The organism is Cupriavidus sp. CER-90 (assembly GCF_057652055.1).
The window spans coordinates 2,010,593-2,028,531 of sequence record NZ_JBYGYM010000001.1; the positions used below are offsets into that span (position 1 = coordinate 2,010,593).

The 17,939-nt window shown below is 65.5% G+C and carries 15 protein-coding genes; 5 read left to right on the plus strand and 10 right to left on the minus strand.

What is annotated here, in order from left to right; genetic code table 11:
• Nucleotides 1-125 precede the first annotated feature (125 nt).
• The 7 genes from AC24R4_RS08910 to AC24R4_RS08940 form a co-directional block, all read right to left on the minus strand.
• On the minus strand, nucleotides 126-1,298 hold the full coding sequence (locus tag AC24R4_RS08910) for an ABC transporter substrate-binding protein (protein ID WP_400396357.1): 1,173 nt from the start codon (nucleotides 1,296-1,298) through the stop codon (nucleotides 126-128).
• 186 nt (nucleotides 1,299-1,484) lie between these two features.
• Nucleotides 1,485-2,192, minus strand: a complete 708-nt coding sequence (locus tag AC24R4_RS08915; protein ID WP_400395852.1) for an ABC transporter ATP-binding protein — start codon at nucleotides 2,190-2,192, stop codon at nucleotides 1,485-1,487.
• Nucleotides 2,179-2,943 (minus strand): ABC transporter ATP-binding protein, encoded by a 765-nt coding sequence (locus AC24R4_RS08920; protein WP_400395851.1) that lies wholly within the window; start codon nucleotides 2,941-2,943, stop codon nucleotides 2,179-2,181. Before AC24R4_RS08920 ends, AC24R4_RS08915 begins: the two co-directional genes overlap by 14 nt.
• A complete protein-coding gene (locus AC24R4_RS08925) occupies nucleotides 2,936-3,964 on the minus strand; it encodes a branched-chain amino acid ABC transporter permease (RefSeq protein ID WP_400395849.1) in 1,029 nt (342 codons plus the stop codon). Before AC24R4_RS08925 ends, AC24R4_RS08920 begins: the two co-directional genes overlap by 8 nt.
• A gap of 13 nt (nucleotides 3,965-3,977) precedes the next feature.
• Nucleotides 3,978-4,841: a branched-chain amino acid ABC transporter permease gene (locus tag AC24R4_RS08930; protein ID WP_153949226.1), complete on the minus strand. Its 864-nt coding sequence runs from the start codon at nucleotides 4,839-4,841 to the stop codon at nucleotides 3,978-3,980.
• Between the two features lie 314 nt (nucleotides 4,842-5,155).
• Nucleotides 5,156-5,476: a hypothetical protein gene (locus AC24R4_RS08935; RefSeq protein WP_487522770.1), complete on the minus strand. Its 321-nt coding sequence runs from the start codon at nucleotides 5,474-5,476 to the stop codon at nucleotides 5,156-5,158.
• 3 nt (nucleotides 5,477-5,479) lie between these two features.
• The gene (locus tag AC24R4_RS08940) at nucleotides 5,480-5,731 is read right to left on the minus strand and encodes a hypothetical protein (protein ID WP_487522771.1); all 252 of its coding nucleotides are present in this window, start codon (nucleotides 5,729-5,731) and stop codon (nucleotides 5,480-5,482) included.
• A gap of 54 nt (nucleotides 5,732-5,785) precedes the next feature.
• Between AC24R4_RS08940 and AC24R4_RS08945 the strand changes: the two genes are divergently transcribed.
• Genes AC24R4_RS08945 through AC24R4_RS08955 form a run of 3 tightly spaced genes read left to right on the plus strand, consistent with a single transcriptional unit; the run spans nucleotide 5,786 to nucleotide 8,524 of the window.
• The gene (locus tag AC24R4_RS08945; RefSeq protein ID WP_400396684.1) at nucleotides 5,786-6,628 is read left to right on the plus strand and encodes an IclR family transcriptional regulator; all 843 of its coding nucleotides are present in this window, start codon (nucleotides 5,786-5,788) and stop codon (nucleotides 6,626-6,628) included.
• Between the two features lie 30 nt (nucleotides 6,629-6,658).
• Nucleotides 6,659-7,471, plus strand: coding sequence for an SDR family oxidoreductase (locus AC24R4_RS08950; RefSeq protein WP_153949230.1), 813 nt, complete (start codon nucleotides 6,659-6,661; stop codon nucleotides 7,469-7,471).
• 57 nt (nucleotides 7,472-7,528) lie between these two features.
• Nucleotides 7,529-8,524 carry a tripartite tricarboxylate transporter substrate binding protein gene (locus AC24R4_RS08955; protein WP_487522772.1) on the plus strand — a complete coding sequence of 332 codons (996 nt, stop codon included), beginning with the start codon at nucleotides 7,529-7,531 and terminating at the stop codon, nucleotides 8,522-8,524.
• 29 nt (nucleotides 8,525-8,553) lie between these two features.
• On the opposite strand, the gene AC24R4_RS08960 is transcribed toward AC24R4_RS08955, so the two are convergent.
• Nucleotides 8,554-9,309, minus strand: a complete 756-nt coding sequence (locus AC24R4_RS08960) for a winged helix-turn-helix domain-containing protein (RefSeq protein ID WP_487522773.1) — start codon at nucleotides 9,307-9,309, stop codon at nucleotides 8,554-8,556.
• A 604-nt stretch (nucleotides 9,310-9,913) separates the two neighbouring features.
• On the opposite strand from AC24R4_RS08960, the gene AC24R4_RS08965 reads away from it, so the two are divergent.
• Together AC24R4_RS08965 and AC24R4_RS08970 are read left to right on the plus strand one after the other, a co-directional pair.
• Nucleotides 9,914-12,610: a glycoside hydrolase family 18 protein gene (locus AC24R4_RS08965; RefSeq protein WP_487522774.1), complete on the plus strand. Its 2,697-nt coding sequence runs from the start codon at nucleotides 9,914-9,916 to the stop codon at nucleotides 12,608-12,610.
• Between the two features lie 119 nt (nucleotides 12,611-12,729).
• Complete coding sequence (locus AC24R4_RS08970) at nucleotides 12,730-12,972, plus strand: hypothetical protein (protein ID WP_487522775.1); 243 nt, start codon at nucleotides 12,730-12,732, stop codon at nucleotides 12,970-12,972.
• On the opposite strand, the gene AC24R4_RS08975 is transcribed toward AC24R4_RS08970, so the two are convergent.
• Nucleotides 12,964-14,343 carry an MFS transporter gene (locus AC24R4_RS08975; protein ID WP_487522776.1) on the minus strand — a complete coding sequence of 460 codons (1,380 nt, stop codon included), beginning with the start codon at nucleotides 14,341-14,343 and terminating at the stop codon, nucleotides 12,964-12,966. The two genes, AC24R4_RS08970 and AC24R4_RS08975, sit on opposite strands and share 9 nt — an antisense overlap.
• 179 nt (nucleotides 14,344-14,522) lie before the next feature.
• Nucleotides 14,523-17,882, minus strand: coding sequence for an ATP-binding protein (locus AC24R4_RS08980; RefSeq protein WP_487522777.1), 3,360 nt, complete (start codon nucleotides 17,880-17,882; stop codon nucleotides 14,523-14,525).
• Nucleotides 17,883-17,939: the final 57 nt, after the last annotated feature.

The following is a 17,939-nucleotide window of genomic DNA, read 5'->3' on the forward strand; positions in this document are numbered from 1 at the left end:
CTTCGTTTCTCTCCACTTACGCTTTCTTTTTTAGACTGCTACATCAGTGCTGGCATGCCCGCCAGCGGGGTACAGCGCCCTCCGCCTCTCTCTCTCTCTCTCTTCCTTCTGGTGCTGCTGCGTCCTTACTTGGCCAGTTCCGACAGGCGCACCGGCTCGATCTTGCCCTTCTGGACCCAGCCCACCACGGTATCGGCCACCGAGCCGCCCTTGGCGTCGATGCCATCCACCTCGTTCGGATTCACTTCCTTGGGCAGCGCCTTCACCGCGTCGGGCATCTTGGCGCGGATTGCCGCGGCGTCGGTGGTGGTGCCGGCCAGCTTCATCGCGTTGGCCAGCGCCCAGGTCATCGTGTAGTTCAGCGACATCTCCGTGGTGGCATCGCGGCCGTCGTGCAGCTTCTTGTACCGGGCGTTGTAGGCCTGCGCGGCCGGACGGGCGTCGTTGACCAGCGGCATCACGCCGATCGAGCCTTCCAGCATGGCCAGGCCGTTCGTGACCTTGGCCATCTCGTCCATCTTGGCCTGGTCCATGATGATGAAGCCGCCCTTGAAGCCCAGTTCGCGGGCCTGCTTGACCACCAGCGCGGTAGGCTCGGACGGGCCGCCCACGAACATCACGTCGGGTTTGTCGGCGATGGCGCGCGACACGCCGGTGTAGAAGTCCGTGGCCTTGGTGTACGACATCGGATTGTTGCCCACCACCTTGCCGCCGGCACCTTCCCAGGCCGGTACGAATGCCTGCACCCAGGCCTTGGCGTAGTCGTGATCGGCCGGCACCATGGCCACATTCTTGCCGTAGCGTTTCATCTGGGCCTTCACGAACGGCTCGATATAGCCGGTGTAGGCCGGGGGGATGCGGATCGTGAGCTTGTTGCCGGCGTCGGTGATGCGCGGCACGCTCGAATAGGCCATGACCAGGAATTTCTCCTGCTCGTTGAATGCCTGCAGCGCGAAGATGCCGCCCGAGTGCGGCACGAACACCGCCGGCGTCTTGTGCTGCTGCACCAGCCGGCGCGCGTTGATGGCGGCTTCCGCCGGCGCGTACTTGTCGTCCAGCGCCACCACTTCGAGCTTCACCTTCTTGCCGGCCACCTGCAGGCCGGCCGCGTTGATTTCATCCACGGCCATCTGGATGCCGGACAGCACGTTCTTGCCATAGAGCGCGGCGCCACCGGACAGCGGACCCGTGTAGCCGATCTTGACCACTTCCTGCGCCTGAGCGGGCGACGCGGCGACGATGGCGGCGGCTGCGCAGGTGGCCAGCGCGAAGAAACGACCCAATGTCTTCTGTTGCATGTGTTGTCTCCTTTGGATTCTATTGTTTACGCTTTTCGTTTACGCCTTTCGCTCCCCTCTCCCGCGCGCGGGAGAGGGGTTGGGGGAGAGGGCAGGCCTGTGGAATGTCGAGGCGCATCCTGTGGCGAAACGCTCGCCCTCTCCCCCGCCCCTCTCCCGCAGGCGGGAGAGGGGAGAACATCAACCCTACCCGCTGATATACGCCTTGCGTATCCCTTCGTCCTTCAGCAGCGCGTCGCGGTCGCCTTCCATCACGATGCGGCCGCTTTCGATGACATAGGCGCGATGGGCGATGCCAAGCGCCGCGTAGGCGTTCTGTTCCGCCAGCAGCACCGTCGTGCCGGCCCGGTTGATGCGCTGGATCACTTCGAACATCTGCTTGACCACCAGCGGCGCCAGCCCCAGCGACGGTTCGTCGAGCAGCAGCGCGCGGGGGCGGCCCATCAGCGCGCGGCCCAGTGCCACCATCTGCTGCTGTCCCCCGGACAGCGAGCCGGCCGGGTCGTCCTTCTTCTGGCGCAGGATCGGGAACATCTCGTAGACCTCTTCCAGCGTGGTGCGGATGCCGCTGCGGTCGCGCCGATGCACGTAGGCGCCCAGCGTCAGGTTCTTCTCGACGCTCATGGCCGGGAACAGCTTGCGGCCCTCGGGGCAATGCACCAGCCCGGCCTGCACGATCTGCGACGGCTTCATGCCGCCCAGCTCGCGTCCGTCGAAGCGCATGCTGCCGCCGCTGGTACGGTGGATGCCGCTCATCGCCAGGAAGATCGAGCTCTTGCCGGCGCCGTTGGCGCCCAGCAGCACCACCAGCTCGCCTGCCCTGGCGTGCAGCGTGATGTTGTCCAGCGCGCGGAAGCTGCCGTACGACAGCGAGACACGTTCAAGCTGCAACATGGTCGGCTCCCAGATAGGCTTCGATGACGCGCGGGTCCTGCTGGATCTGCGCGGGCGTGCCCTCGGCGATCTTTTCGCCATAGTTGAGCACCATGATCTTGTCGGCCAGCCGCATGATCATGTCCATCTTGTGTTCGATCAGGCAGACCGTCTTGCCATGGCGCACCATCTTGTGGATCAGCTCCGCCAGGCCGACGGTTTCCTCGGGGTTCACGCCGCCGGCCGGTTCGTCGAGCAGCAGCAGGTCGGGGTCGGTGGCCAGCGCCAGGGCAAAGGCCACGCGCTTGCGGGCTTCCTGCGTGATATCGGCGGCCACTTCGTGTGCCAGGTGCGACAAGCCGACAAAGTCGAGCGCCGCCTCCGCCTTCTCGCGGCACAGCTTTTCTTCGTCGCGCAGGCGGCGCGAGTTCAGCAGCACGTCAGCCAGGCCCGACTTCGTGCGCAGGCGGTGGCCGACGATCAGGTTGTCCAGCACCGTGGCGCGATCGAACAGCGACGTCGCCTGGAACGTCCGCGCCACGCCCAGCCGGGCGATCTGGTCGGCGCGCTGGCCGGCCACGTCCTGGCCCCGGATGAGGATCTGGCCCGACGACGGCGCATGCGTGCCCGCGATCAGGTTGAAAAACGTGGTCTTGCCGGCGCCGTTGGGGCCGATGATCGCATTGATATGGCCGGTCTCGAACGTCACGGAAACATCGTGCACCGCGGTCAGGCCGCCGAATTTCTTCGTCAGGTTGCGGATCTCAAGCATTCTCGGCTCCCGGGCGGGTGGTGGGGACGGGGGCGGGCTGTGCCGCCCGTGCGGCGGCCAGCTGGCCACGGCGCTGCGCGGCGGCGCGACGGGCCTGGCGCTTGAGGAACGATCCCACGATGCCATCGGGCACGAAGATGATCAGCAGGATCAGCACCGGGCCGAATACCAGCATGCGGTAGTCTTGCAGGAATTGCAGGGTCTGCGTGACCCACGGCACCAGCACGGCGCCCAGCAGCGGCCCGAGCAGCGTGCCGGTGCCGCCGACCAGCATCGACATCACCATGTCGAAGGTGATGTCGGTGCGGGCGATGTCCGGCCCCAGAAAGCGCACCTGGCCGGCATAGAGCGCGCCGGCGAATCCGGCGTAGGCCACCGACAGCACAAACGACAGCACCTTGGTGCGCATCAGGTTGATGCCCAGCGCCTCGGCCAGCGCGTCGCTGTTGCGCACGGCCATGAAGCTGCGGCCCAGCAGCGAGCCCACGATCCGGTGCATCACGAACGTGCCGATCGCCAGGAAGCACAGCACCAGGTAGTACTGCGCCTGCACGCTGTCGAACGCGATCGGTCCGATCGCGGCCGGCACCGGAATGCCGATCAGGCCCACAGCGCCGTGGGTCAGCCCTTCCCACTTCTCGATGATCAGGTAGATGATGTAGCCCACGCAGAGCGTGAAGATCGAGAAGTAGTGGCCCTTCAGGCGCAGCGACACCACGCCCACGCCGTAACCCAGCACCATGCAGACCACGCCCGACAGGGCGAAGGCCAGCCAGAACGGCAGCTGGTGGTCAACGGTCAGGATGCCCAGCGTATAGGCGCCGATGGCCATGAAGCCGCCGTGCGCCAGGTTGAGCTGGCCCGTGTAGCCGGTCAGCAGGTTCAGCCCGAGCGTGGCGATGGCGGTGATGAACGCCAGCGTCATCACGGTCAGGAAGTAGCTGTTCGGGACCACCAGCGGGAACGCGATGGCGGCCGCCAGCAGCAGCGCCCAGCCCGTCTTGCCTTGCAGTGCTTTCATGTCGGTGTCCTCCTCAGGCGGCGCGGCCGGCGAACAGGCCCTGCGGACGCACCGACAGGATGATCACAAGCAGCAGGAACGCGATGATGTCCTTGTAGTCGGTGGAGATGTAGAAGCCGCCGAAGCTCTCGGCCATGCCGATGATCAGCCCGCCGACGATGGCGCCCGGAATGCTGCCCATGCCGCCCAGGATGATGATCACGAACGCCTTGGTGATGACCAGGTTGCCCATGCTTGGGTACACCAGGTTGATCGGCGCGTAGAGCGTGGCGGCAATCGCGGCCAGTGCCCCGGAGATGGCAAACACCAGCAGCGTCACGCGCGTGGCGTCGATGCCGACCAGCGCCGCGCCTTCGCGGTTCTGCGCCATGGCAACGATCGTCGAGCCGGTGACCGTCCGCGTCAGGAACAGATGCAGCAGCACCATGAGCCCGAACGCGGCGACGATGATCAGCACGCGCTGCAGCGGCGCGGTGAGGCCGAAAATGTCCACCATCTGGCCGTAGGGCGTGGGCATGCGGTGGAAATCGGCCCCCCACAGCGCCTGCGCCCCGGCTTCCAGAAACAGCAGGATGCCGATGGCGGCGATCATGTCGTGGATCTCGGGCGCATTGCGCAGCGGATGAAAGACCAGCCGGTCCGCCAGCATCGACAGCACGGCCACGACCGCCGCGGCGGCCAGCATGGCCAGCCAGTAGTTCAGCCCGAGCGTGGTCATCGCGTAGTACGACACATAGGCGCCGGCCATGTACAACGCGCCATGCGCGAAGTTGGGCACATGCAGGATGCCGTAGACAAGGGTGAGTCCCAATGCCACCAGGCTGTAGACGCCGCCCAGTGTGAGACCGTTAAGGAACTGCTGGAAAAACAATGCCATGCGTTGTCTCCTTGCGTTGGTGTGCCGTGACGGCACCCGCGCTGTCTCCGACGCCGTGTCGCGTTCTCGCACGGTCGTTCGTTTTCGGCGACTTTGCATAGCGTTTCAGCGAGCGTCAAGCAATCGGACGTAGTATTCCGATACGCGAAATAGGGAGTCCGCATCCCGCCGTGCTGCGTCGGTGAATTCCCTGATTTCAGCGTGCAAGTGGCTCGGGGCGGGGAGGCGTGGGCCTTATTTACGCCGCCTATGACGCGTATGTCTTCACTGCATGGCAGGGCCGGGAAAACCCCGGGGTCAGGACGCGCCGCGCCTTAAAGGATTTCTGATATCCAGTCCGTGGCGATGACCCCGATCAGCACGAGCAATGGCATGACGCAGGCCCTGCGCCAAGGCAAAGCCATCGAGCGCGCCCACATGCCAAGCAGGGCAAGCACACATGCACATGCAATGAGCGTGGCAGTGAGCAGGTAAGCTGCCAGCGACCGATATGCCCAGCGGTTCGCCATGGCGCCGCCGTCGCCGCCGAAGTGATACGGCGCCGAATCCCGCCATGCGTTGAGTGCATCAATCCCGACGGCTAGCAGTAGTAGCACTGCGAGGCAGGTCGCAAGCCACCTGATGGCTGACTTCAAGGGTCACCAGAGCCGGATCTGCGCAACCGAGCGAAGCTCGGCCTGCAGGAACTGGCCGGCGTCGATGGCTCGGCAAATGCCGCGTTCATCCAGCCACATGTTGATAGCCTCCCAGTTAGTGTTGGCGAGCCAGTGTGGCAAGGTCACTCCGGGGGTGGAATCGTAGCCGTCCGAATTTTGCCCACGCGCCGGGTTGAACCGTCCCGGAATGGCGACTGCGTCCTTCGGTCCATGAACCGTACTTCTGACGGACATGTTTTCGCTACATAGCGACGTGCATCGGGCACGGAAACTGATATCAATCGCACCATGAAGCGCACGACCTCGATTCCGCAGCCGCCCGATTCCGCCCTTGTGTCGAGCGAGGCCGCGCACGCGATGGATGGCGAGGACCGCAACTTCGTCACGGCGCTGGCGCGCGGGCTGGAACTGCTGCGCGCCTTTGGCCCGGACGACGACTTCCTGGGCAACGCCGAACTGTCCCGGCGTACGGGTATTCCCCGACCCACGGTGTCGCGGCTCACCTACACACTGGCCAGCGTCGGCTATCTCGTCTATGTGGAAGAGCAGGAAAAGTACCGCATCGGCCAGGGCGCGATGCTGCCCGGGCAGCGGTATCTGTCCGGCGCCGGCATCCGCAATATCGCCCAGCCGCTGATGCAGTCTCTTGCATTTGCGACGGGATGTACCGTGGCGCTGGCGGCGCCCGATCGGCATGACATGCTCTACCTGGAAGTCTGCCAGCCGCGCGGCGCGCTGGTCATGCGGCTGACGCCGGGATCGCGCTTGCCGATGGCGACGTCGGCCATTGGCCGCGCCTGGCTGGCGGGGCTGCCCGTGGCGCGGCGTACGGCCGTGATGACCGAACTGGAACGCCAGCACGGCACGCGCTGGCCCGGCGTGCGGACGCGGCTCGAACGCGCCATGCGCGAGCACGCGCGCCGGGGCTTCTGCGTGGCCCATGCCGAGTGGGACAGGTCGGTCAGCGGCGCGGCGGCGCCCGTCCGGCTGGCCGATGGCTCCGAAGTGCTGTCGATCAATATCGGCGGCGCGTCGACACGGCTGTCTCCGGAAGTTCTCGAAGGCAACCTTGGGCCGCGCATTCGTGAGCTGGCCGACACACTTGCAACGCGGCTGTGGCAGTCCGCGTGACCGGATTCTGAAAACGAGAAGGAGATATCGATGGAGATTCGTAACAAGACGGTGATCGTGACGGGTGGCGGTACGGGCATCGGACGCGCGCTGGTGCTGGCGTTTGCCAGGGCGGGCGCCCGCGGTGTGGCCGTGGCCGACATCGATGCCGCCGGCGCCGCGCAGGTGGCTGCCGAAGCGGCGGCCGCCGCGCCGCAGTGCCAGGTGTTCTCGCAGCGGGTGGATGTGGCCGATGCCGCCGCGGTGCAGGGCCTGGTCGATACCGCCACGCAACGCTTTGGCCAGGTCGACGTTTTCTGCTCGAACGCCGGCATCATCCTGCGCAAGGGGCTGGAGGCATCCGCCGAAGAATGGCAGCGGATCTGGGACATCAACGTCATGGCCCATATCCATGCCGCCAAGGCCGTGCTGCCGCAGATGCTGGAGCGCGGCGACGGCTATCTGGTCAATACGGTCTCCGCCGCCGGCCTGTTGTCGCAGATCGGCTCGGCGCCGTATGCCGTGACCAAGCACGCGGCCATCGGCTTTGCCGAATGGCTATCGATTACATATGGCGACCGTGGCATCAAGGTGAGCTGCATCTGCCCGCAGGGCGTGCAGACGAAAATGCTGTTCGGCGAGGACGGCGAGCGCAAGGGGTTCCTGCAGGCGGGCTCGGTCACGCCGGAGCACGTGGCCGAGAAGACGCTGGAGGGCATGGCCGCCGAGAGCTTCCTGGTGCTGCCGCATCCGGAGGTGCTGGAATACTATCGCCGCAAGGGCCAGGACTATGATCGCTGGTTGCGCGGCATGCGTCGCCTGCACGATCAGGTATCAAAGGAATTTGGCAATATTGCCGTGTAGTCGCAAGGCAATGGCAATGCCAGTATCTAAATAAAGAACGATTCAGGAGACAGAATCATGCGTGCTCGAATGATCCGGCGCCGCCAGGTGCTGGGGATGCTGGCCGCCACGGCCGCTCTCGCCGCCGTGTCCGCCGCCCCTGCCGTGCTGGCCGCCGACGCCTACCCGACCAAGCCCGTCCGCATCGTGGTGGGTTTTCCGAGTGGCGGGGCGCCCGATATCCTGGCACGCATCGTTTCCGAGAAATTTTCGCTGGGTCAGCCGGTGGTGGTCGACAACAAGCCCGGTGCCGGCGGCAATATCGGCGGCGAGGCGGTGGCCCATGCCGCGCCGGACGGCTACACGCTGGCCATGGGCACGGTGGGCACGCATTCGATCAACGGCGCGCTCTACAGCAAGATGCCGTATGACATGGTGAAGGACTTCACGCCGGTGATCCTGGTGGCATCGACCCCCAACGTGCTCGTCGTGCACCCGTCGGTGCCGGCGAAAAACGTCCAGGAACTGATCGCACTGGCCAAGTCGAAGCCGGGCCAGCTGACGTTCGGCACGCCGGGCGTGGGGACGTCGCTGCATGTGGCGGGCGAACTGTTCAACACCATGGCCGGCACCAAGATCGTTCACGTGCCGTACAAGGGCCGGGCCATGGCCATTCCAGACCTGCTGGGTGGCCATATTACGATGATGTTCGACAACCTGCCCTCGGCATTGCCGGTTGTGAAGGAGGGTAAGCTGCGGGCGCTGGGTGTGACCAGTGCGCAGCGATCGGCGTCGGCGCCGGACATTCCGACCATCGCGGAACAGGGGCTGCCCGGTTACGAGGCCACCTCCTGGTTCGCGATCTTCGCGCCGGCCCACACGCCGAAGGACGTGGTGGCCAGGCTCAACACCGAACTGAACCGCATCTTCACGCAGCCCGACGTCCAGGCCAAGCTGAAGACGCTGGGCCTGGACCCCGTGCTGGGCACGCCTGACAAGCTCGCCGACTACCAACGCGGCGAGATTGCCAAATGGGCCAAGGTCGTCAAGGATTCCGGCGCGAAGGCCGAGTAGCGACATGGACCCCGGGCGGCGTCTAGCGGTCAGAGGACACGCGCCGCCGCGCCAGTCTGCGGACGAAAGCGGTAGCCCACCTTGGGCACCGCCGACACGCAACTGTCCAGGCCCAGCGGATGCAGCGCGCGCCGCAGCCGCGACACCAGCTGCGTCAGGCAGTTTTCATCCACCATCGCACCCGGCCCCCAGACCGCGGCAATGATCTGCTGCCGCGACATGACTTTCTCGCCGTGATCCCTCAGCACGATCAGCAACCGCAACTCGAAGCGCGTGAGCTTGGCGATGACGCCGTTGCACGAGATGATGCCCTGCGACTCGTCGATATGCAGCGCATCGTCGATATCCGAAAACGCCGAGACTGACGATGTGGAGATCGGCATGCCCAGACGCGCCAGCACATGGGCCAGGCCCCGCGCCTGCTCCAGCGCGGAATCCACCGGCGGCACCGCTTCCGGCGCGGGCGGGACCGTGGTGGTGTACGGCACCGGAATGAACCGGTAGCCCTGGCGCGGCACGGTCACGATATGGGCGTCCAGGCTGACCGGGCTCAGCGCCTTGCGCAGGCGGTACACCAGTTGGACCAGGTAGAGTTCGTCCACCAGTGCGGCGCGTTTTCCCCAGACACCCTTCAACAGGGAATCGCGGGATTTGACGGCGGCCTTGCCTTCCACCAGCAGGCGCAGCAGTTTCTTTTGCTGGCCGGTTATCTTGGCTACCACGCCGCCGCGTAATACGCGGTCGGTGTCCCAATCAAAGAATACCGAATCGCTATTCCGGATCATTTCGATTACCCCATGTCGTCTGCGATGGACGACAAGCGTATCGACACGCAGAAATAGCTCCCATGGAAGATATTTCTTCGGAATCTGACCCGCACGGGTGACGGCTCAACGCCGTTCTCTGCCGTATATCGCCAATTACGGAAACAATGGACGGTGCTGTGGGCTCACCATCTTCGTCTGGATAAGGAATATCCGTGCGTGCTGATCGATTGTCAGGACAAGATGACCTGACGATATTAAAGTCCGCGGACGCGGGATACCGCCGGCATCATAACCCATTCGGGTATTAAGTTATTGCCGCAGTCAGGCATTGCGCGACCGATGGATTTGCGCGAATCCACGTCATCCATTAGCCGCGATGGGTCATTGCCGATCCATGTCCGGGGATTTGCGGTATTGGCGCGGAAACCCGATTGCGTATATGCACGCGGGCAAATCGGAGAATCCGGGTTGAAACGGATATCACCGTTTATATTCCACGCCGGATCCATGTCATTGCAGTGGCCGGAAGAGAAAGATGCGTCTGGCCGCCGGTATCACGGGCCGGAATCAAAAAGGCGCAACACGCCGGCGGCATTCAAACCATTCTGCAAGGACAGATGTCATGACAAAGAAATCGTGTGACAGCAACGACCAACCGGCCGGCCAGGCAACCCAGGGGCGCGCCGGCTGGAATTCGCGCACGTATCGCAGCGGGGACCCATCGGATACGGAACCGCCGCGTGTGCCGCTGCGCCGCTTTGCCGGCGTGCGCAATGTGCTGGGCAGCGGGCGCAACAACAGCAAGCTGGTCTACGCGCAAGATCCGGGCGATCCCAATATTCCGGATTCGAAGGGCGCGTCGGACCGCACCTACAAGCAAAACAACTACGATCCGGCCACCGAGGTCGAGAAGTACTCGTACACCTCGACCCGTGTTGCCAAGCGCGTGTACAACACCTACGGTGCGACGCAGAAAGGTACGCAGGTTTTCGGCTACTACACCGACTGGTCGCAGTACGACGGCCGGCTGGATGGCAATTACGCCAATAGCGCCGCAGGCCGTGGCACCGACCTGATGCTGCTCAATGCATCGGCTTACGATCGTCTGATCATCGGCTTCGCCGGCATCGTGGGCGACACGGGCGAAAAGCAGTACACGATCGACCAGGCGGCGGTGGATTTTGGCAAGAAGCTCAACGAAGCCACCTTCACCGACCCGTGGGGCGATGTGGCGTCGTACCGCAACGTGGGCTTCAGCGGCTGGGTCAGCAACGACTACCGCGAGCTGTTCGACCAGAGCAAGGCCCAGGGCGTACTGGGCGGCCTGGCCAAGCTCAAGCAGCAGAATCCGAACCTGAAGCTGTCGTTCAGCCTGGGCGGCTGGACGATGAGCGGCGCCTTCCACGCCGCAACGGCCGATGCCACGCGGCGCCAGACGCTGATCGAGAGCATCGCCTATATCTTCGACCGCTTCCCGATGTTCACCGAGGTCGACCTGGACTGGGAATATCCGGGCATGCCAGGCGCGGGCAATCCGCATGGCCCCGAGGACGCGGCCAACTTCCAGGCGCTGGTGCGTGGCATCAAGCAGCGCCTGCCCCACGTGCGGGTGAGTATCGCGGCGGGCGCGGCCATGGATACGATGCTTGCCGCCGACATCCCGGGCATGCTGGCCGCCGGTGTGGAGGGCATCAACCTGATGACCTACGACTTCTTCGGCACGCCATGGGCCGAGAAACTGGCGCACCACACGAACCTGTACGACTACGAGGGCAGCCAGTTCAGCATCGACAAGTCGGTGAAGTACCTGCTGAGCGTGGGCGTGCCCTCGAAGAACATCTTCGTCGGCTACGCGGCCTACAGCCGCAGCGCGCGCAATGCGGTGATCGAAAGCTGGTCGCCGCTGGTGGGGACGTACAGCCCGGGCACCGGCACGACCACCGGCACCTACGAGTCGGGTGCGAGCGAGTTCTACGACATCCTGTACAACTACCTCGACCTCGAAAACCGCACGGGCATCAACGGGTTCAACGTGTACACGGACCAGGAGGCCGACGCCGATTACCTGTTCAATCCGGAAACCGGCCTGTTCCTGTCGATCGACACGCCGCGCTCGGTGAAGGCAAAGGGCGAGTACGTGCTCCAGCACAACCTGGGCGGCCTGTTCACCTGGACCATCGACATGGACAACGGCGTGCTGCTGAACGCCGCACGTGAAGGCCTGGGGGCGACGGCGAAGACCGAAGTCGTCGACATGGAGCCGTTCTACTTCGAAGGGATCAACACCGGCAATGTGGGCGCCACGGTGGCCGTGATCGAAGGGCCGACCGAGGCGTTCGAGGGTGACGAGGTGTCGTTCTCGGGGCTGCGCTCGCATGGCGCGGAGCCGCTCACCTACAAGTGGAGCGCGCCCGGCCTGACGTTCCTGGACGGCAAGACCGCCGCAGTGGTGGAGGGCGCGCTGCCGCTGGTCACCCGTACCTACACGGTGACGCTGACGGTGACCGATGCCAGCGGCAAGACGGCCACCGACACCCAGAACCTGGTGGTCAAGAAGAAGACCCAGGAGCCGCCCACGTCCCGGATCACCGTGCTGCTGGAATCGGGCACGCCGTATGCGCTGTCGGCCGAAGCGTCGTTTGACCCCGATGACAATCCCCTGACCTATGTCTGGGATGCGCCGGACCTGCCGTTCGACGGCAGCACCGCCGAAACGGTGGAGAGCACCGCGCCGTCGGTGACGGCACCGACCGACTATTGGGTCAAGCTGACCGTGAACGACGGCACCGAAACGGACCAGAGCGCGATCTTCCTGACCATCGTGCCGGGCGAGGCCTCGGAAGGCGATGTGGTGGCCGTTATCACCGGACGGACGCAGGTCGAAAGCGGCGCCCCGATCCAGTTGTCCGCCGGCGACTCCAGCGGTCCGCCGCCGCTGCTGTTCTCGTGGTCGGCGCCGGGTCTGTCGTTCGATGGGGCGGATTCGGTCACGGTCAACGCCAACGCGCCGCTCGTGGACCGCGACACGATCATCGAGGTGAAGCTGACCGCCACGGGCTCGGCAGGCACGGGCGACAAGGACACCACGTCGGTACAACTGCGCGTGCTGGCAGGCGGCAGTTCGGACACCTCCGGCACGTGGCGTCCGCAATCGTACGAGTCGGGCGCCGAGGTGACCAACAACTACGAGGGCCAGGGGCTGCGCAAGTACCGCGCCAAGTGGTGGGTGGGCGCCGACCAGGAGCCGGGCGATCCGAACTACACGTCGACGGTCGAAGGTGGCGACTCCAAGCCGTGGCTCGACCTGGGCCCGGCCTGAACTGACCAGGAAGTACCCAGCCGGCGGGTAAGCCGGTAGCGGTTCCGGGCAACGCGCTGTCAGGCAGGACGGTGCATTGCCCGGTTTTTTTGTTGGCTGGCCGATGTCACGAGGAAATCATGGCGAATCGATACGTGCGGAAGGGGCGCGGCATGGGCGGCGTGTTGGGCACGGCGGCGCTGGTGCTGCTGCTGGCGGGTTGTACCGTGATTTCGGTGGAAGGCGATCACAACCGGATTCGCGATGCCGGCGGCCATGGCGGCCTGGCGGTCCCGGCACCGGATGAGGCGTCCACGTGGCACGAGCGCCTGGAGCGGATCGAGCGCGCGCTCGGCATGGCCCATCGGGACGGGCTACGCTGAGGGGCCCGTTGTATCCGCAACCTGGCGATCGCGCAACCGGCTCAGGCTGACAATGGCGCCGAGCGTGGCCACCAGGGCGGCCACATACAGCGCGGTCCGCGCGGCGTCGCCGCCATCCAGGCTGAATAGCAGGGCAACGACGGCGGTGCCTGTCGTTTGCCCAAGCAGGCGTGTCGTGGCCTGTGCACCGCTTGCGCCACCGCTGCGCTCGTGCGGCGTGGCGCTGATCATGGCACGGTTGTTGGGCGACTGGAAGAACCCGAAGCCGATGCCGCATAGCGCGGTGCGCCAGGCGATGTCCAGGCTGCCGGCATCGGGGCTCAGTACGGCCAGGCCGACCAGCCCGGCAGCCAGCATCATCAGCCCCGCACCGGCCAGCACGCTGGCGGGATACCGGTCCGACAACCGGCCCGACAGGGCGGCCATGAGGGCCACCATCAGCGGCCACGGCGTGATCAGCAGGCCGGTCTCGGCCAGGCTGCGCCCAAGCTGGTATTCGAGGTAGAACGGCAGCGCCACAAACGCCAGCATCTGCGTCATGAAGGAACAGAACGAGGTGCCAACGGCCAGCGTGAAGGCGCGGCTGGCAAACAGGTCTACCGGCACAAGCGGCGCCGGCTGGCCCTGCTGCCGGCGTACGAGCAGCCAGCCGAGCAGGATGGACAGCAGCAGGCCGGTCACCCCTGCAATCCGCAACGTGTCGTGGCCCAGCCCATCCACACCCAGCACGAACAGCCCGATCACCACGGCGGACAGCACCGCGCTGGGATAGTCAAAGGCGCGCGGCTGCGGCGGCGTTTCGGGCAGCGCGCGGCGCGATAGCGCAAGCGCAAAAATGGCGACTGGCACGTTGACCGCAAAAAGCCAGGGCCAACTGCCGAATCCGAGGATCAGGGCGCCCAGCGACGGCCCCACGGCAATAGTCACCCCGACCACGAGCGCGTTGAGACCGATGCCGCGGCCCAGCCGGGTCGGCGGGTAGATATAGCGGACCAGTGCCGTATTGACACTCATGATGCCCGCGCCGCCGATGCCCTGGATGACACGCGCCGCCACCAGCACCGGCAGGTTGGGTGACAGCGCGCAGAGCAGTGACCCCACCAGGAACGTGGCCAGCCCGACCCGGTAGACGCGCTTGTACCCGAGGATTTCGCCGAGTGACGACAGTGGCAGCAGGAAGATCGTGACCGAAAGCTGATAGGCATTCACGACCCAGATGGTTCGTGCCGGGTCGCTCTGTAGATCCCGCGAAATGGACGGAAGCGCGATATTGGCGATCGATCCATCGAGAACGGCCATGACCAGGCCGCAAAACACTGTCAGGATTGCCCAGGTACGCTGGGGGCGCGGGAGACCTTGATGGGACTGCATCGGGAGAGGACGGACGGCTTGCGCTGTTCTTGGAAAGCCCTGAACACGCAGTGGAATACCGCGAAGGCGCGCTCGGACGCGCCATTATGGTCCGCCCGGACAGGCCATGCAACGACGGCAATCCTTTCCCGATCCATGTGTGGTGTGTTCGCACGGCCGCGCCGCCTTGTGCCGACAGGTCAGGCATCCAGCCCGGCGGTCTCGTCGCGGAACGTGCGCACGGCTTCATGCAGCGCAGTGCCGGCGGCGGCGATGGCCGGTGTCCACCCGCTGGCCTTGCTGCAAAGCGATTCCACCTGGCGGCACAGTTGCACCATGTCCTGCGCGTCGATCACCAGAAAGGCACCGGCCGACCGATGCGCCCAATGGCGGAGCGCCACCGGGTCATGACGCAGCAGGATGGCTGCCAACTCCGGGCCGTCGTCCTTCAAGTGTTCAAGCAGCATGCTCCTGTAGCGCGCAATTTCGGTGGATGGAATTGGCGGGTTGTCCTGCTGGCCGCTTGCCGGCAGGGCGTCGTGCGCGTCGGGATGGTCTGCTGCCTGCTTGCCCGGGATGGCTTGCAGCGCCTGTTCGAGCGCCTTCAACGACGCCGGCTTGGCGATATGGCCGGTGAATCCCCGGTTCCTCCACGCGCCCGCCTGTTCCGTGTGCGTGACCGCGCTGAACGCCAGGACCGGTACGACTGGATCGATGGCGCGGATCGCGGCAAGTAGTTCATAGCCGTCCATGACCGGCATATGGACGTCGGTCAGGACGGCATCGAAGTGGCCATGCTCGAAGGCGGACAGTGCCTGACGCCCGTCGCCCACCACAATCGGGTCCCAGCCGAGGGCAACCAGTTGTTCGGCGATCAGCGCCTGGTTCAGCGCGTTGTCCTCGGCAACCAGAATCGTGGGGCGTGGCAAGTCGCCACCGGCGGACGCCGTATCGGGGCGAGTCGGGCCAGTGTCCCCGTCGTGGTGCGCGTTGTCCAGGCTGTCGTCTGCGAGGGCGGCGGTGGCCGTGGCGTCGGCGGCGTCAGCCGGTTCGGCGTCCAGAGCGGCCAGTGTGCCAGCCAGAATGGCATTGTGGCTGAACGTCGAAACCTCGAATACCCCGTGACCACGGTCGGCAGGGTGCTCCGGGCCGTCCCGCGTCACCCACACCACGTTGGCCGGGTGCAATTGCCGAAGATCGGCCACGGTATCGAGCCCGTATTCGCCGGTCACCACGAAAATATGGGGTCGATTGGCCCGCAGCCACGCCTGCGCCGCGCCGAGTTGACGGAACACGTCGCACCGCCAGCCCGCGCGCTCCAGCCAGGCCTGCAGCATGGCACCCGAATCCGATTCCTGGCAAAGAATCATCGCCCGCGTGCCGCGCGTCACCGGGTCGGGCGGCGCGGTCTTTGTAGCCGCGGCGCCCAGTGGCACCACCACGGTGAACGCGCTGCCGACACCTTCGACGCTTTCCACCGTGATATGGCCGTTCATCAGCTCGGTCAGCCGTGCGCAGATCGACAGCCCCAATCCGGTACCGCCATATCGGGCCGATGTACTGGCTTCCCCCTGGACGAACGGGTGGAAGATGCGCGCGACCAGCGCGGGCGGCATGCCGATGCCCGAGTCTCGCACGCGGCAGACCAGCAGGCTGCGGTCCTGGGTGTCGGTGGTGACCTCAGCGCTGAGCGTCACTTTGCCGCACAGGGTGAACTTGAAGGCGTTGCTGAGCAGGTTGTTGATGACCTGGGCAATGCGGGTCCGGTCGCCGGTCAGCACAGTGTCCAGCGTTGGGGAGAGATGCACGTAAAAGCGGATCGGCTTGCCCTGCGCCATCGGCGCATAGGACATCGACAGGCTTTCGAGATCGTCAATCGGCCGGAACGGTTCGGCGACCAGTTTCATTTCGCCGGCGTCGATCTTCGAAAAGTCCAGAATGTCGTTGACGATCCGCTGAAGGCCTTCCGATGCCAGTTGTAGCGCCCGAAGCCGTGGCGCCTGCGCTTCCAGCCCGTCCGTACGTGCCAAAAGCTCCAGATTGCCGAGCAATGCGTTCAATGGCGTCCGGATCTCGTGGCTCATCGAGGCAAAGAAGTTCGACCGCGCGCGCATCATGGCTTCGGCCGTCTCGCGCGCCTCTCGCAACTGCAGTTCAAGCTGGTGCTGCGCCGTGATGTCCTGGACCGCGCAGAACAGTACCGATTCGTCGCGATATCTGGCCGGCGCGCAGGTCACCTGCAGAAACTGCCGAGGGGCCCCCGCGGAGGCTTCCTGAACCGGCGATGCCGGCGTGCCTGCCCCCGCCACCGCCGCCGCCGCGGCGGGCACTGTCACCTGGACGATCGAGGCGAGCCGGGTCTGGCCGGACGAGGCGGCCTGATTGCGCAGCGCATCCATGATGGACGCCGGCATGCGAGCGCCCTGGGTGCAGCCGAGTAGCGAGTCGGCGACGGCGTTCGACGTCAGGATCGACTCGTCATGCTGGCGCACGATGCACAGCCCGATCGGCGTGGCACTGACCAGAATATGGTTGATGGTCTCGTTCTCGAGCGAACGGGCCGCTTCGGCGTGGCTGCGGCGCAGAAGATGGATGTCCCAGTAGCGCGCGGTCAGCACGATGCCAAGGATCAGCAGCAGCCCGGCGCCGAGCATGGCGAACAGTTCGGTCGCGATCGCATTCAGCAGCGTGCCGTACGAGAGCTGGTAGATCAGTGTGCCAAATGCGGGGTCCAGCGGCTGCACCAGCAGCAGCCCGTAGCGTGTCGGGGTGGGGGTGTCGAGGGGAAGGCTTCTGGCATGCCGCAGGATGTCGTCGGACGGCGAGGCACCGGCATCCGGAGATACGTCGATGCTGGCGTTGTCGCGATTCACCAGCCAGAGCGTGGCAGGATCGGGGGGACGTGCAAGCCCGGCGAGAAATGACCGGGCCGGAATGCTCGCTGCAACAAGGATGGCGCGCCCGCTCCCGTCCGTGGCCCGCGCGTCCAGGGTCGCAATCATGGCGCGCGTGCGAAGAATCGGGTCGCTGACGGGTCCGACCCAATGCGGCGCCGTCAGGTCCGGACCCGCGCCATGGCTCGCGACGCCGCGCGCAAGGTCGTCTCGCAGGCGGGTCACCAGCCCGGCATCGATTTGCGTGTGGGGGGGAATCCCCCCCGGAGACACCAGGATGGCGAACGACGCATCGGGCGCGACCACGTACGCCTGCATGTCGAGCCCGAATGCCATGCTGGTGGTCAGCGTGGCCGTGGCGATCTGCTGCAGTTGCCAGATCCTGTGCGGTAGCGTGTTTGCCCAGGCCTCGCGCGCGGCGTCGGTCACCAGCAGCACATACTTCCCATCGGACGACCGCGCCGCACCGGTACGGCGAACCTGTGCAAGCAGTTCGGGGTCGGGCGGCGCATCGCTGGATGCGGCGAGATAGTAGTCGACAGTCAGCGCCGTACGGCGCAGGAACGACGTCTGGCTCTGCAGCGTCACGGAGATGCCGCTGACATATTGCGCGACATGGCTGCGGCGAACATCGAGATGGCGCGCGGCCGCCAGCCCGGCCAGCAACAGCCCGGACACGATGACGATGGCGATCAGCAGCCCGACGGTGGCGTAATAGAGTTG

Excerpts from the sequence above, each read along its gene's own strand:
- AC24R4_RS08970 (WP_487522775.1), top strand. The coding sequence starts at position 12,730 with ATGGCGAATCGATACGTGCGGAAGGGGCGCGGCATGGGCGGCGTGTTG.
- AC24R4_RS08915 (WP_400395852.1), bottom strand. The coding sequence starts at position 2,192 with ATGTTGCAGCTTGAACGTGTCTCGCTGTCGTACGGCAGCTTCCGCGCG.
- AC24R4_RS08940 (WP_487522771.1), bottom strand. The coding sequence starts at position 5,731 with ATGTCCGTCAGAAGTACGGTTCATGGACCGAAGGACGCAGTCGCCATT.
- AC24R4_RS08975 (WP_487522776.1), bottom strand. The coding sequence starts at position 14,343 with ATGCAGTCCCATCAAGGTCTCCCGCGCCCCCAGCGTACCTGGGCAATC.
- AC24R4_RS08950 (WP_153949230.1), top strand. The coding sequence starts at position 6,659 with ATGGAGATTCGTAACAAGACGGTGATCGTGACGGGTGGCGGTACGGGC.
- AC24R4_RS08920 (WP_400395851.1), bottom strand. The coding sequence starts at position 2,943 with ATGCTTGAGATCCGCAACCTGACGAAGAAATTCGGCGGCCTGACCGCG.
- AC24R4_RS08945 (WP_400396684.1), top strand. The coding sequence starts at position 5,786 with ATGAAGCGCACGACCTCGATTCCGCAGCCGCCCGATTCCGCCCTTGTG.
- AC24R4_RS08960 (WP_487522773.1), bottom strand. The coding sequence starts at position 9,309 with ATGATCCGGAATAGCGATTCGGTATTCTTTGATTGGGACACCGACCGC.
- AC24R4_RS08965 (WP_487522774.1), top strand. The coding sequence starts at position 9,914 with ATGACAAAGAAATCGTGTGACAGCAACGACCAACCGGCCGGCCAGGCA.
- AC24R4_RS08925 (WP_400395849.1), bottom strand. The coding sequence starts at position 3,964 with ATGAAAGCACTGCAAGGCAAGACGGGCTGGGCGCTGCTGCTGGCGGCC.
- AC24R4_RS08910 (WP_400396357.1), bottom strand. The coding sequence starts at position 1,298 with ATGCAACAGAAGACATTGGGTCGTTTCTTCGCGCTGGCCACCTGCGCA.
- AC24R4_RS08930 (WP_153949226.1), bottom strand. The coding sequence starts at position 4,841 with ATGGCATTGTTTTTCCAGCAGTTCCTTAACGGTCTCACACTGGGCGGC.
- AC24R4_RS08955 (WP_487522772.1), top strand. The coding sequence starts at position 7,529 with ATGCGTGCTCGAATGATCCGGCGCCGCCAGGTGCTGGGGATGCTGGCC.